This window comes from Dyadobacter sp. CY312, from assembly GCF_021390535.1.
Lineage (GTDB): Bacteria > Bacteroidota > Bacteroidia > Cytophagales > Spirosomataceae > Dyadobacter.
Genome location: NZ_JAJUXG010000017.1, coordinates 59,739 through 73,996, shown reverse-complemented (window position 1 = coordinate 73,996; position 14,258 = coordinate 59,739). Strand labels below are relative to the sequence as shown.

Annotated in this window: 12 protein-coding genes; 4 read left to right on the top strand and 8 right to left on the bottom strand. The window is 44.3% G+C overall.

Annotated elements, in window-relative coordinates; translation table 11 throughout:
• Positions 1–17: 17 nt before the first annotated feature.
• From LZG71_RS22675 to LZG71_RS22655, 5 genes are all read right to left on the bottom strand, one after another.
• Positions 18–1,865: a RagB/SusD family nutrient uptake outer membrane protein gene (locus LZG71_RS22675; RefSeq protein ID WP_233824268.1), complete on the bottom strand. Its 1,848-nt coding sequence runs from the start codon at positions 1,863–1,865 to the stop codon at positions 18–20.
• 16 nt (positions 1,866–1,881) lie between these two features.
• Positions 1,882–5,427, bottom strand: coding sequence for a TonB-dependent receptor (locus tag LZG71_RS22670; protein WP_233824266.1), 3,546 nt, complete (start codon positions 5,425–5,427; stop codon positions 1,882–1,884).
• Between the two features lie 158 nt (positions 5,428–5,585).
• Entirely contained in the window at positions 5,586–6,644 is a 1,059-nt protein-coding gene (locus tag LZG71_RS22665) for a FecR family protein (RefSeq protein WP_233824264.1), read from the bottom strand.
• A gap of 176 nt (positions 6,645–6,820) precedes the next feature.
• Positions 6,821–7,510: an RNA polymerase sigma factor gene (locus LZG71_RS22660; RefSeq protein WP_233824262.1), complete on the bottom strand. Its 690-nt coding sequence runs from the start codon at positions 7,508–7,510 to the stop codon at positions 6,821–6,823.
• A 232-nt stretch (positions 7,511–7,742) separates the two neighbouring features.
• Positions 7,743–8,123: a hypothetical protein gene (locus LZG71_RS22655; protein WP_233824260.1), complete on the bottom strand. Its 381-nt coding sequence runs from the start codon at positions 8,121–8,123 to the stop codon at positions 7,743–7,745.
• A 318-nt stretch (positions 8,124–8,441) separates the two neighbouring features.
• Between LZG71_RS22655 and LZG71_RS22650 the strand changes: the two genes are divergently transcribed.
• The 4 genes from LZG71_RS22650 (at position 8,442) to alaS (ending at position 12,828) form a co-directional block, all read left to right on the top strand.
• The gene (locus tag LZG71_RS22650) at positions 8,442–9,155 is read left to right on the top strand and encodes an MBL fold metallo-hydrolase (RefSeq protein WP_233824258.1); all 714 of its coding nucleotides are present in this window, start codon (positions 8,442–8,444) and stop codon (positions 9,153–9,155) included.
• Between the two features lie 123 nt (positions 9,156–9,278).
• Positions 9,279–9,521: a hypothetical protein gene (locus LZG71_RS22645; RefSeq protein WP_233824256.1), complete on the top strand. Its 243-nt coding sequence runs from the start codon at positions 9,279–9,281 to the stop codon at positions 9,519–9,521.
• A 24-nt stretch (positions 9,522–9,545) separates the two neighbouring features.
• The gene (locus LZG71_RS22640; RefSeq protein ID WP_233824254.1) at positions 9,546–9,977 is read left to right on the top strand and encodes a hypothetical protein; all 432 of its coding nucleotides are present in this window, start codon (positions 9,546–9,548) and stop codon (positions 9,975–9,977) included.
• 211 nt (positions 9,978–10,188) lie between these two features.
• Positions 10,189–12,828 carry an alanine--tRNA ligase gene (alaS, locus tag LZG71_RS22635; RefSeq protein ID WP_233824252.1) on the top strand — a complete coding sequence of 880 codons (2,640 nt, stop codon included), beginning with the start codon at positions 10,189–10,191 and terminating at the stop codon, positions 12,826–12,828.
• A gap of 80 nt (positions 12,829–12,908) precedes the next feature.
• Here alaS and LZG71_RS22630 read toward each other — a convergent pair whose 3' ends face one another.
• The 3 genes from LZG71_RS22630 to LZG71_RS22620 all read right to left on the bottom strand — a co-directional run bounded on the left by LZG71_RS22630 (position 12,909) and on the right by LZG71_RS22620 (position 14,236).
• Positions 12,909–13,307, bottom strand: coding sequence for a type II toxin-antitoxin system VapC family toxin (locus tag LZG71_RS22630; protein ID WP_233824250.1), 399 nt, complete (start codon positions 13,305–13,307; stop codon positions 12,909–12,911).
• Positions 13,304–13,561, bottom strand: coding sequence for a type II toxin-antitoxin system Phd/YefM family antitoxin (locus LZG71_RS22625; protein WP_233824248.1), 258 nt, complete (start codon positions 13,559–13,561; stop codon positions 13,304–13,306). The genes LZG71_RS22630 and LZG71_RS22625 overlap by 4 nt, the downstream gene beginning before the upstream one ends.
• A 192-nt stretch (positions 13,562–13,753) precedes the next feature.
• On the bottom strand, positions 13,754–14,236 hold the full coding sequence (locus tag LZG71_RS22620; protein WP_233824246.1) for a CHRD domain-containing protein: 483 nt from the start codon (positions 14,234–14,236) through the stop codon (positions 13,754–13,756).
• Positions 14,237–14,258: the final 22 nt, after the last annotated feature.

Here is a 14,258-nt window from a genome sequence, read left to right as displayed (position 1 = left end):
CAGTTTAATGGGTTAGGCTACCAAACTTCGTTGGAAACAAAATTTTTCATCTTGTACATATCCTCCGTATTGAACGGGAAATAGTACATAGCATCTTTCCAGCGTACCTGGCGGTCGGCAGACATGGGCATTCGGGTGTATTTGAAGCCGGTAGGATATGTAGTACTTACCGGTACCTTTTCGATATCAACCCTGTAGAGTGTTCCTCCCATCACTTTGGGGGCATCTTTCCAGCGGCGTATGTCGTGGAAATAGTGGCCGCCTTCAAAGCAAAGTTCAATAGTCCGCTCATTCTTGATCCGATCGCGAAGTTTGTCCTTGGAACCTGTATATGCCGGAAGTACATCAGGCATGCCGGCACGGTTTCTGATCTTGTTTACGGCCTGAAGGGCGGTCATGGTGGCACCAGGAGCCATACCATTGGGACCATAAGCTTCATTTGCCGCCTCCGCATAGTTCAGATACAGCTCTCCCAGTCGAATAAGTGGATCGGTATACTGTGGCGTGGTTTTGTTTTTCACACTTTGCTCACCCCAGGTTTTTCTTTCGTAATAGCCTGTTCTGGTAATTCCCGCATACGTCTGATCAAGCAATTCTGCGTAAACCGCTGCACCATTGTTGGTTTCATAGTAAATTTTTGCCGCTCCGTATCCCGGGATCTGTGCCTGGTTGTAAATGATATCGATCTCAAAACGGGGATCACGGTTAGCATATGGGTTCTGCTCATTGTAATGTCCGGCAGCAGTTGCAGCAGCACGATCGGCTTCCGTATTGAGTGGTTCACCCCATTTGGTTTCAAATTTATCCACGGTATTCTGGGTAGGACATTCACCCGACCACCCTGTTTTGCCTCCACCAAATACACCATTTACCTGTCCCTGAAGATCGCCCGCATTGTATGCTTTCGTTCCGGCAGACCAAGCCCAGAGCTGCTCATTAGAGTACTGGTTACCTATGTAATTCCTTTTGTAATCCGACAAAGGCAACAGTTCGTAACCATGTTGTTCAGCCAGTTTAATCGCTTCCCAGTTGGCCACCGCGGCATTTTCCCAATCTTTATTTCCCAACTCATTGTTTAAAGGACTTGCAGCATAGAGCAGCGCACGGGCTTTCATCGCAATAGCAGCTACGCCATTAGGGCGTTTTTGCTCCGGATTATTGAGGTGACCCGCTACACCCGGAGGCGGATCCCGTCGCATGAGGTCGGCTTGTTTGAAGTAGGAAGCCGCCGTGTCCATATCAGCTGCAATTCTTACAAGCGTTTCATGTTTTGAGAGCCGCGGAATATCCCACTCGTCGTCAGGGCCGATAACCTTATTGAGATAAGGCATAGGTCCCCACAAGCGAAATAATTCAAAGTGGGCAAAAGCGCGAATAAAGTGCGATTGTCCTTTAAAATCGTTGATATCAACCGCATTCACATCTTTAAGCAGATTGATGTTCTGCAAGGATATGTTGCAAACCCGGATGATCTTAAACATGGATCCCAGTATCGGACGCCGCGCCTGATCGTAGGTCATTTTGTTAATGATAGCAGAAACAGAGCCACTTTTAATAATCTGAGCGTCCATTACGCGTCCCATGTCACTCATATCCGTGAGCGACTCCATTGTGTATTTCTGGTCCCAAAAGTCGAAGTATAGCGAGTATGCGTTTTTGATGTTATACCCGCGCCAGGTCTTATCGTCCAACTTATTTCCCTCATAAATGGAATCAAAAAACTTTTTGAAGTTTTCGTACTTGGAGAACACATCCTCGGTACCAAGTCCCGACTCCGGTGCCTGGTCCAGATAATCCTCAACACATCCGGCAAGAAGCACGATCAGCAGAACGGGCGCCAATAGTATGGTGGTAAATTTTTTCATGTTGATACAGTTTATCTTAGAATGCTGCTCTGATCGCAAATTTTAAAGTAGTCATCTGAGGATAGAATCCCTGGTTAAAATCTTTCCTTTCCGGATCACCTTCTATAAGTTTGGTTATGGTGAAAAGATTATTTCCTGTTACAAAAAACACCAGATTAGAAGTACCTAGTACCCGCTTCAACACCTTGGAATTGAAAGTATAGGAAGCATACACCTCTCTCAATCTGAGGTAGTTCGCATTTCTCCAGAACCGATCCTTCACCATGATGTCGAATCCACGGTCAGCTTCTCCTCCACCCCAGAAAAGGTTGTCGGTGCTTCCTCCGCCCGAATAGTGCAGTGTGGCATGGTTTGCTCCCGGATTGGTTGGTGTCCAGTAGTCCAGTTGTGATGCATGCACGCGCCAGTCTCCTTTGATAAACTCAACTTCGTAAGGCTGGTTGAACTCCACGTATTTGCCTACGTTGCCCTGAAACATGAAATTAAAATCAAACTTTTTCCATGTGAATCCGGCGGAGAACGAATAGGTTACCGGAGCGAAATCAGAGCCGGGAATCGGATACTTATCAAGATTGGTGATCTTTCCGTCTCCGTTGTAATCCAGGTATTTGTAATCACCTACGTTAAGCTTGTAAAGATCAATTGCGGCTGTATTGTTATGAATATCATCCACAGAAGTGTAGTAGCCACTTCCTGTTAGTTCAACCCCGCTGAGCTGAGCGCCAAGCGGCTTGCCGGCGTCTTTCTGGTAGTCATTGGCATATGGCAGGTCATCTTTAAAGATTATCCTGTTCTCGTTGAATCCAAAAATACCTTTGACGAAAAAGTTTAGTCCGCTGCTTATTGTTTTACGATACTCTGCTTCAAGTTCGATACCGTGTTTTTTGAGACGACCAAGGTTAAGTTCTTTAAAGGAGTTGCCCACCATCATCGTTACGCTTCGGGGAACAAGCAGCATTTTCTCTCTTTTTTCATCGAACAGATCGACACCAAAAGTGAAGCTGTCATTCCATAAACCCAGCTCAACGCCGAAATCACGTTTTCTGGCTTCTTCCCATTGCGACACCCTGTTGGCTCCCAGATCTTCATGAATGTAGCCGGCGTTATCTTTGAAATAATCGCTCAGATATAGCCAGCGGTTAGCAGCGATGTCGCTACCCACTTTTCCATCTGAGTAGCGTAGTTTAAGTTTGCTGACCCACGGTAAAGCATTCTTGAAAAATTCTTCCTCCGATATCATATAACCCACCGCACCCGATGGAAAAAAACCGTAGCGGTTACCTGGTGCAAAGCGTTCAGACCCTGTTAAGCCAACGTTTACCTCTACAATGTATTTACCTGCATAGTCGTAAGTTCCTCTTCCTACCAATCCCTGGTTGTAATAAGGAAAATCGGTCTTTTTATCTTTTTGCTGGCGGTTCACCAAAGCCAGACCCGATACGTTGTGTTTGCCAAAACTGCGGAGATAGTTAAGCGAAGCTTCGTAATACAGATCCATGTAATACGGAGGATCATCTTCCAGCGATCCTACATTGATATCCAGTGGCCCCTGCTGAAACATTTCATTTCCCTGTCCGTTTCGGAACCATGGATTTTCTTCGGACCCGATCTTGTCGTAGTTCAGTTGATATTCGGGAAAGTTATAAGAAGCAGTAAGCGAGCGATTTCTATAAAAAGTACTCAAAGAAACCTTACCACGTGCAGAAAGCCCCTGTGTAATCCCATCCAGTTTCTGGTCCAGGATCAGGTCTGTAAATAACTGAGAATCAATATAACGGTTAAATGAACCTTGGTTCATGGAAGTATAAGGGTTACCTGTAAATTCACCAAAGTTCATTGCCAGACGATCTCCCTTATCATTTGGATAATCAGGATCAGGCACCTGCTCTAACACCCAGGCCGGGAAATAGGCAGGGTAGCGGGATGGACCGGTGGAATACAGGTTACGCCAGGGCGTACTGCTCGGCTGGTTTTTAACACCGGTTTCCCCCCCCACATTAAGAGACAAGGTTGTACTTTTGCTCAGGTTGAAATCGATGTTGGTACGGTAATTAAACCGGTTATACCAGTAGCGGGTATCATCATAACCCTCTTTGTACGCTTTGAAAAAATCTCCCTGATAGGTATACCCTACCGAAGCGAAATATTTAATAAAGTTCGTTCCGCCGCTCACATTAAAGTTGGCATTGGCGTTGGTGGCGAAAGGTTTGGTCATGGTATCGAACCAGTTCACATCGGGATAACGCAACGCATTAAGTGCCGTAGTGGGATTCCGATATTCATTGAGCGCATTCTGCGGAATCAGGTCTGTGAACTGTTGTCCGTTCATTAAAGCCTGATTATACATCGTCATGGTGGTATACGAACTGATGTGATCGGGAATGCGGGTTGCCTTTGCCAAACCATACTGAGCAGTAAAGTCCAGTTTAGGTTTCCCTATTGTTCCCCTTTTTGTGGTTACGATCACTACACCGTTGGCTCCTTTTGCTCCAAACACAGCCGTAGCCGAAGCATCTTTCAATACCGATATGGTCGCGATTTCATTGGGATCCATATCTTTAAAATCGCGTTCAACTCCATCCACCATAATTAACGGCTGCGATCCGTTCCAGCTGGAAAGTCCGCGGATTATAATTTCGGAATGGTCGTTTCCCGGCTCACCGCTGGCTTGCATTGTAAGCACACCCGATAATTTTCCGGCAATCGCGTTGGTGATATTGGAAGTCCCCGAACGCATCAGCGCCTTGTTGTCAACCTGGGTAATGGCCCCCACCACGCTTTCTTTGCGCTGCACGCCATAACCAACCACAACTACCTCTTCCAACGACTTATTCTCCGAAACCAGCTTCACATCCATGGTTCTTCTGGCACCTACCTGGTGTTCCTGACCAATGTAACCGATGTAACTAAAAACCAGTACGGAGTTGTTGTTGGCAACTGTGATTTTAAACTTACCATCTGCATCCGTGGAGAGGCCATTTACGGTTCCCTTTTCTACCACGTTCACTCCCGGCAACACTTCTCCGTTATCTCCCTTCACCACACCGGATATCGTCACAGCCATTGCATTCAGGCTGTTGTTCAAAACCTGGGTTAGTCTGTTGGCATGATACTGTTCCGTCGAAATCACTATTCCTTTGGCCGCAGATGGCAGCGCAGACGTGGGTTTGGTTTTACTGAGCACTTCTGTAACGGCGTTCTTTTTAGCACCGGATACATAGATGGTTTCGTTAACCCTGTTGAAGCTGATATTGGCTTCCTTTGAGATGTGGCGCAGTATTTTACCGATACTGCCAGATGCAAAACTGAGATTTACTTTTTTATTCTGAACCAGCTTCTGGTCATATTGAAAGTTAAAATCTGTTTTATCATTAATAGCTACAAAAGCGTCTTCGACCGAGACGTTTTTGAGATCAATCGAAATCATGATCTTTTCAATGCTTTGCTGCTGCGCGTTGCCCTCCGATGCGGACAATAAGCCTACAAAAATGCATTGTAAAACCATTCCGACAACTGCAAACCTGGACATCGCTGCAATTTGTTGTAGTAGTTTATATTCCATATTTTTGATGGTTTGAATTCTATAATTCATTACACCGACTTAAACCGTTATCTTATTGAGCGCCAACTCTGGTACACGGTTAAGTCGCCATTTCAAACCGGTAACTCCATCTGGATTACCGGTTTTTTTTAGCTCGTATTCATTCTCATAGGGTTGTTTCAGGGGTTTAGGATTACTGTTTTGTTTTTTATTGTGTAAGAGAACCTGTTAGGGTAGCTCATTGTAGTCAGAATATAATCAAGGGGTTTATTTTGAAACTTTCCGCTGAATCTCCAGCTGCTTTCGCCGGACATGACTTTTGCATCTGCCACCTGAATTGTGACGCCATACCAGCGTTCCAGCTTTTTCAGCGCTGCTGAGAAATCAGACTTCTCGAAATATAGAATCCCGTCTTTCCATCCCAGTTGTTCGCGATCGTCGTACTTACTCACAACCAGCTCCTTAACTGATTTTTCAAAGGTTACCATTTCGCTCTTTGTGATACATACACTGCTGTGGTCAGAGCCCGCGTTCACGTTCGCTTTAACCTTCACTTTTCCACTTACCACAGCAATCTGCACCGATTCATTTTCCGGGTAAGCACTCACGTTAAATTCTGTCCCCAATACCTTGGTTGTCACCTCCCCGGTATGTATGATGAATGGAGCATCCGCGTTTTTGGCAACCTGAAAAAAAGCTTCTCCCACCAGGACTACTTCGCGGATCGTATCCGAAAAAATCTGAGGATAAGTAAGGCTCGATCCGGCGTTCAGCTTCACAATCGTTCCGTCATGAAGAATAAGGTCGCGCTGCTGCCCGTTGATTGTTTTTTCGGCAATTGAAGCGAGTGCAGGTCTGGATTTTGATTTAAGAAAGAATGGCGCGGCGAATACGCCTATAAGGATGATGGATGCGGCACCAAGTATGTACCAAAAGGAAAATAATCCGCTCCGGTTATTAGATTTTTTCTCCTGCTTCGCAGCAATTTTACCGGAAATAAGACTATCCAATTGCCGCCACTGCGCATTCACCTCATGCTGGCTGGCATCACGCTCGCGGATATGCAGAGCACGTAACAACACACGGGCTTTTTTAACCTCTTCTCTTGCAGCCGGATTGGCATGGAGCCATGTCTCCCACGCGCGATCAAGTTCATGGTCATTTCCATTCAACCATGCTCTGAAATCATCGTCGAGGATAAAATCGTTACAAGAAAATTGTTTGTAGATGTCTTTCAATAGGATCAGATTTAAGCTCTACTACAATAAAGCTGCACAGACGCCGGAGTGACCCTCGCTAAATCATTTTTTTTCACAAAATTTTTATATTTTCAATAAAGCAGAATTAAATACCTGAATAACAATGAATTACAACGAAGAATATCTTCAACATAAAATGCAAACGTTTGCATTTTTCAGGCAAAAAAAATCGTTTCAAGAAGGGGAAGTCCTGACGACATGAGGGTTATCAGCAAGGAGCTAAAAGAGGGTTTGGCGCCTAATCGTGGCGATAATTCAGCATTCAGCGAATCGAGTGCTTTGTAAATCAGCTTATAAACTGCTCTGGTAGAAATATTCATGATTTTGGCAATATCTCCAAAAGACTGCTCACTGTAAAATTTCAGATACAGAGCCTCTTTCTGACGGTCGGGCAGACAGGAAACCGCCGCTTGCACCATGGCAACATTTTCGGCTAGGGTCTGGTCATAGATCATGTGCGATTCAGCAGAAAGCTCAATAAAGAACTCTGAATTATCGTCATCGAGTTCGACATGAGAAAATGCCATCTTCATTCGTTTCAGAATCAGGCGGCGGAGCGAAGCCAACAAGTAATTTCGTATAGAATCGGAAGCACCCAGAAATGCCCTCCTCTCCCAGATCGTCAAAAAAAGTGTTTGGATACAATCTTTCACTTCTTCCTCATCCCGGTTGAGCTTTAAACCGTAATTGAATAGAAAAGTATAATGTTTTTTGAAGACAGTCTCGAAAGCACTATAATCACCTCCCCTGAGCGAATCCCACAATGGATCCCTGGCTACGACAACATCTTCAGGTAACTCTCTGAGCAAGAGATTCTCCTCAGGTAAAACAACCTTGAATTCCATTTCGATGAGTTTAGTTTTTCGCGCCAAATCTGTTTTTAGACCTGAGAGTATGCCCCTGAAATCCTTGACGCACTATGCTGAAATTACCCCTAATAATTATTTTTATTCTTTGAAAATTAAAACTAAAAAGCGCCATTGTATGGCTCTTACAATGTTTTCAGATTGGGAGGGTAGCCGCGTTGTATGCGGGAATGATGAATATAAATACGGGTACAGCACGCAAGATTGGCACTTACCTAATTAAGAAATAACCAAGAAAAATAAGAAGTGTGACTGAAATAAGTATAATCGCGACACGGTTGGCAAGGCTGCTGGTTTTAAGATAACCTGGGGTCGGGTTGTCAGCCTCCCTCTCCCCGATCATATCCAGCGAGCTGCGGATTCTTCCCCAGATCGAATTCACCTCCTGATTGGAAAGGCTATCCGGCTTCCAGTCCGAGGCGGTAAGGACGAGCTCCCGTGCCTTATCGACGTTGGCTTTCATGTAAGGGTATTTGATGATCCAGTTTTCCCAAAAAGTGCGTATGGAAGGATCATCCGGAAACCGGACCCATCTTATAAAAAGATTTTCCATCGCTAACTCTTCGGCTGAATAATCCGAATACGGTTTCATGTATAGCACGTTATAACTTTCGGTGTCAAATGTCTCCGGCAATCTCTTCGTGAGCTCCGTGATTTTCGTTCAGTTTACCATTCTTAAATTGTTGGCTGAACATTAAAAAAAGTAGCTGAACTGTATTTTATACTCAATGTATTTTGAGCTGTTTTAGGAGCAAACAGATGTAAAAAACGGAACGTCCGGATTATAATGAATGCCTTGGCGTCCTAAATCAATGGTTAAACACGTGAAGAAAATCTGCAAAAAAGCGCTGAAGAACTAGTCCTTTACATACAAGATCCGGTATCCAGAGTAACCGAATAACCGCTGACAATGCAACTACTGAAAAACCTTTATCTCGTGGGCGGCGACCTGCACGGCATTACGTTTGACGAACCTGGTGCTTTTTGGAACGACGGGAACTGCTATGCCCTGAAAACGGAAATGGGTATTATCCTTTTCGATTGCGGATGTGGCAATACGATTGATCAGATTTTCAGCAATTTGAAGTACTGGGGCTTAAATCCCGACGACATACACCATTGTATTCTCACACACCCCCACTTCGACCATGCCGGAGCCGGATCAATCCTGAAAAAAATGGGTGTACAACTGATTGCTTTGGCCGAAACAGCCGATGCAGTCAGTAAAGGTGACGAACGCTGCTGCGGTTTTTTATATCACAAGGAGTTCGTTCCTTTTGAGGTCGACAGGATCGTTGGTGAAGGAGAAACACTTGATATAGATGGCTTACAAATCGAGGTAATTTCTGTTCCGGGACACAGCATGGGTTGTACAGCTTATGCCTTTGTGTGGGACGAAAAACGTGTTATTGTATGTGGTGATCTTATCGGCACTTTGTTGTCAGGAGATTTCGGATGGAGTGGTTCCATCGATTTTAATAAAAAACATTATATCAACTCGTTACGGAAATTAGCAAGACTGGATTCCGACATCATGCTTCCGGGACATGGCATGCCCTACTTCCATAAACCCAGGCGCCGTGTGGAAGACGTGCTCAATGCCGCACTGATGCAATGGCGATAACAGGAAAACTACGTGGTTCCTAAGCAAATCCCCAAACATAAATTGACGTAATTGTACTCTAAAATAATGATTGACAGCAACATAACTTTGGGTTATTAATTAACCATTCAATCCCAAAAAGTTATGAAAGCCGAAACAACCTCAACACAATTTCTCGCTGCTCTGGAAGGAGTTGAGCTCACAAAAGAACAACATGCCCGCATATCTTCCGGCATTGCCCAGGTGGTAATGAAAGAACTGGCTTCGCTCGACAACCGGGGTGATCTTGCAATGAGCAGAAAAATCAAACTGGAAAAAATCCGGATTCCCGGACCGATCATTGATGGTATTTATGCCCGCATTCACAAGGATATTTTCAACATATAGTTCGGTCACTAAAAGTGAATTGTTATGGACCGTTCTAAAACTGAAAACGTGGGGGCAGACTCTCTCCTCTGTCCAAGTTATGTAAGCAAGCCGGGTGCACAATTGTTTGGTATACAGAATGGCGAAGGTCAGATCGATTATCTCAAAACATCCATCACTATTGACCAGACTTTTGTAGAAGCTGCCCGAAAAGGCAGACCGGCGGAAGAAAGATTTCGTTTTGCTGGCAAATGTATTGAGAAGGGCTGTCACCAATGGAATGACGGAACACATCAATGCGGACTTGTCGGTGCAATCATTGAACGGATGAACAGCGCTCTGTCCAACGCCCCTGTTCATTGCCCCATCCGCGGCAGGTGCCGATGGTTTGCCCAAAAGGGAATGGAAGCCTGTGCCAATTGTAACGATGTAGTAAGGAACCTGGAAATCAATCATTTCGAAGGTGCGGAAGCTTGATTTTTAGCTTCATAATGACCGTTGTAATTCGCTCATAAAAAGCGAATTACCCGATTCATTTTAATCTTTTGGCCATGAACTTTAATCCGGCAGACTTTTCAGGTGTACCAACTTGAAAAGTCTGCTGTATTTTTTCACTACATTTGCGAAAAAATTAGGTGTAGATCTGACCGAAAAATCAGGATTTGCACACCAACACGCAAACAATTTTATGACCTCGCATCAAATACGACAGGCTTTTCTTGATTTTTTCCGTAGCAAAGGACATTTAATAGTTCCTTCTGCCCCGCTGGTAGCTAAAAACGACCCTACCCTGATGTTTAACAATTCGGGAATGGCGCAGTTTAAGGACTTTTTCCTTGGTAATGGCACACCGCCTTCAATAAGGATTGCCGATACTCAGAAATGTCTTCGTGTATCTGGAAAGCACAACGATCTGGAAGATGTAGGTTTTGATACCTATCACCACACCATGTTCGAGATGCTTGGAAACTGGTCTTTTGGTGATTATTTCAAAAAAGAAGCCATTACCTGGGCGTGGGAATTGCTAACGGAAGTATACAAGCTTCCAAAGGAAAGAATGTACGTTTCAGTTTTCGAAGGTGATTCCAAAGATGGCGTGCCGTTCGATCAGGAAGCATGGGATCTGTGGAAGCCGATCGTCGGCGAAGACCGCATCATTCTTGGAAATAAAAAAGACAACTTCTGGGAAATGGGTGATACCGGCCCCTGCGGACCTTGCTCTGAAATTCACATCGACCTGAGACCGGAAGCTGATCTTGCATTGGTATCCGGAAAATCTTTGGTGAATAACGACCATCCACAGGTGGTTGAAATATGGAATTTGGTATTTATGCAGTTTGAGCGGAAAGCAGACAGCTCGCTGATTCCGCTTCCTGCAACACACGTAGATACCGGAATGGGTTTTGAACGTCTTTGTATGGCCGTTCAAAGCAAAATGTCAAATTATGACACAGATGTTTTTCAAAACACAATTGGTGTGTTGGAAACGCTTTCGGGTAAAGTATATGGCGGCAACGACGAACCTTTCGCTGATATCGCTATGCGCGTAATTGCCGATCACATTCGTGCTGTTTCCTTCGCCATTACCGACGGACAATTACCTTCTAATGTAAAAGCTGGATACGTAATCCGTAGGATTTTGCGCCGTGCAGTTCGTTACGGATATTCCTATTTGGGATTACAGGAGCCGTTTTTCCATAAACTGGTTCCCGTTCTGGCCGACCAGTTTAAAGACGTTTTCACGGAATTGAAAGCGCAGGAAGAGTTTGTAACCAGAGTTATTCTGGAAGAAGAAAAAAGCTTTTTAAGAACACTTGAATCCGGACTGAAACGCCTGGACGTGATCATTAATTCTCAAAAGGACAAAGGTGTAAATACCATTGCCGGAGACGAAGTTTTTGAACTGAGCGACACTTTCGGTTTCCCTGTTGACTTAACTGCACTGATCGCCCGCGAAAAAGGATTCCAGATTGATGAGACTGGTTTTCAGGCCGCGTTGCAGGAGCAGAAAAAACGCTCGCGCCAGGATGCTGCCAAAGAAGCTACCGACTGGATCGAATTACGCGAATCGGAAGGCGTTGAGTTTCTTGGATATGACTTTGAGGAAACGCACAGCAATGTTGTGAAATACCGCAAGGTGAAAACCAAGGCAGGTGAAGAATATCACATTGTTCTTGATCGCACACCTTTCTATGCAGAAATGGGTGGACAGGTTGGTGATACCGGTGTGCTGGAATTGAATGGCAGGACCATCGCAATTTCGGATACCAAAAAGGAGAATGACCTTTTTGTTCACATATCCACGGATAAAAATCTGGATGAAGCATTGCAGCAGGCGGACCACGTTGTAGCTAAAATTGATACACAACGCCGCGCGAAAATTAAAGCTAACCATACGGCAACGCATTTAATGCTTTCATCGATGAGAGAAGTATTGGGAACGCACATCGGTCAGAAAGGATCTTACCTGAACGACGAAGTGCTGCGTTTTGACTTTTCACATTTCTCGAAAGTGACCGATGAAGAGCTGAAAAAAATAGAAGATATTGTCAATGCCAAAATCCGTGAAAACATAACACTGGACGAACGCCGTAATGTACCTATTCAGCAAGCACTGGATTTGGGAGCAACGGCAACTTTTGGTGAAAAATACGGTGATTTTGTAAGACTGATTATTTTCGATCCTAAATTCTCGTTCGAGCTCTGTGGAGGTACACACGTTCCTTCTACCGGGGAAATCGGACTATTCAAATTTACCTCTGAAGGTTCAGTATCTGCCGGAGTACGCCGTGTAGAAGCCGTTACGGGCGAAAAAGCATTGGAACTGATGCGTCAGCAGGAAGAAACCCTTACCAAGCTGAAAGAACTTCTGAAAAGTCCGACGGATCTGATCAAGGCAGTTGAGAATCTGGTGGAGGAGCGTAATGCGCTTCAAAAGAAAATATCTGCCTTGGAAAATGAAAAGTTGCAGGACATAAAAGCCGGCCTGATAGCAGGAATGGAGAAGCACAAAACATTTAACCTGATCGTTGAGAAGGTGAATGTTCCGGCAGCCGATTCCTTGAAGCAACTGTCTTACGAATTGAAAGATCAGGTTGAAAATCTGATCGTTGTGTTGGGTGCGGACATTGCAGGCAAACCTCAGTTGTCGGTTTTCATTGCCGAAAATATTGTTCTGGAAACAGAGCTTAACGCGGGTAAAATCGTAAAAGAACTGGCAAAGGAAATTCGTGGCGGCGGCGGCGGACAGCCATTTTTCGCCACAGCGGGAGGCTCCGATGCGACAGGCTTGGAAAGTGCTCTTGCAAAAGCGAAGGAGCAGTTTTAAAACTTAGTATAAAGTATTGATCGAAAGAGCTGTTCTCACAAGGGACAGCTTTTTTGTTTTATAAAACTAATTTCCCATCGCTACCATAAGAGTTTCAGGCCATCTGAAACGTAGGGAGGCATATTTCCATCATTACTGATCAAGGTGAAATTGTTATGAATGGCCTGCCAGATAAGCATTCTATCGAACGGATCTTTATGGTGTGTTGATGTTAACTGGAAATATGAAGCTGCTTCGAAAGGTGACAGTGGTAGTGTTTTAAAACCATAAGATACACATCGTTCCGGAAGCTGCGTTGGCGTAACTGATTTCAGATTCAATTTTCCAATACCGTGTTTAACAGATATTTCCCAAAAGGTGACGGCACTTATGTAAACCTCTACCTCCGCATCTTTCAGCAAATTTGACACATCAGTTGACAATCTCTCCTCTTCAAACAGATACCAGAGTAGCACATGTGTGTCCAACAAATATTTCATAAAGAAGAATCGTTGACTGGGAATTCATCTTCCGTAGTTTCACAAAAATCATTGGCCATGTAGTAGCCCAAATGTTTCAACGGGCCTAACGGACGTTCTTTTTTTGGCTCTTTCGATTCGGAATTCTCCGGTGTAAAGTAACCTATAATTTCTTTCTTCTTACCAAAAGTCACGGCGATCTCCTGCCCTGCTTTTACCTGCGCAATCACATCAGAAAATTTAGCCTTAAACTCACCTACCGTCATCGTTTTCATATCTGTGCAAATGTTAATTTAAACAAATATAAAAAGTTCTGGACAAGTTGTCAAGAAATACATTCAAAGCAATTTTCTGTACTAAGCATCTGGTCAACAGTATTTAATAAACAGTTTCAGGATCGTACCTATAAAAAAGCAGGCTCCTGAGAGCCTGCAATTGTAACCTTCTAACGTTGAGCAATAAATCTTTTATTCTTCCGCTTTCAGCTGCCCGCGGATTTCTCCTGCGGGAAATTTAGCAGTATGAATATTTACATAGTATAAACCAGCCTTCAAATCTGCAACCTGCTGTTCTGAAAGTGTGTCTTTGAATGCGAATGGAGAGGCAAAATTGGTACCGAAGTCAATCACAACAGCTCCGGTTGTGTCTGCTGCGCCTTTATGGATATGCCACGCGGTTGGTACAAACAGTGAATCTGCGGCGGTAGAATCCGACGCAGCGGAATCACTGTACATGATGTTCAAACTTAGAATTCTTGTTTCCTGATCAAGCAAACCCTCCACTGAACCTGTCGCTGTGGAAGTGTTGGCCGGAACCTCATTAGCTCCTGACAGCGTCGTGCTAACCTTTAATTCAGGCAGCGGAAGCGGGTCAGTTATACCAGTATCATCATCCTTACACCCCATTGCAATTACTGCCATAAACGAACCCATCAATGCTAATTTTCTCATATTAAAAAGAATTGGTTTGACC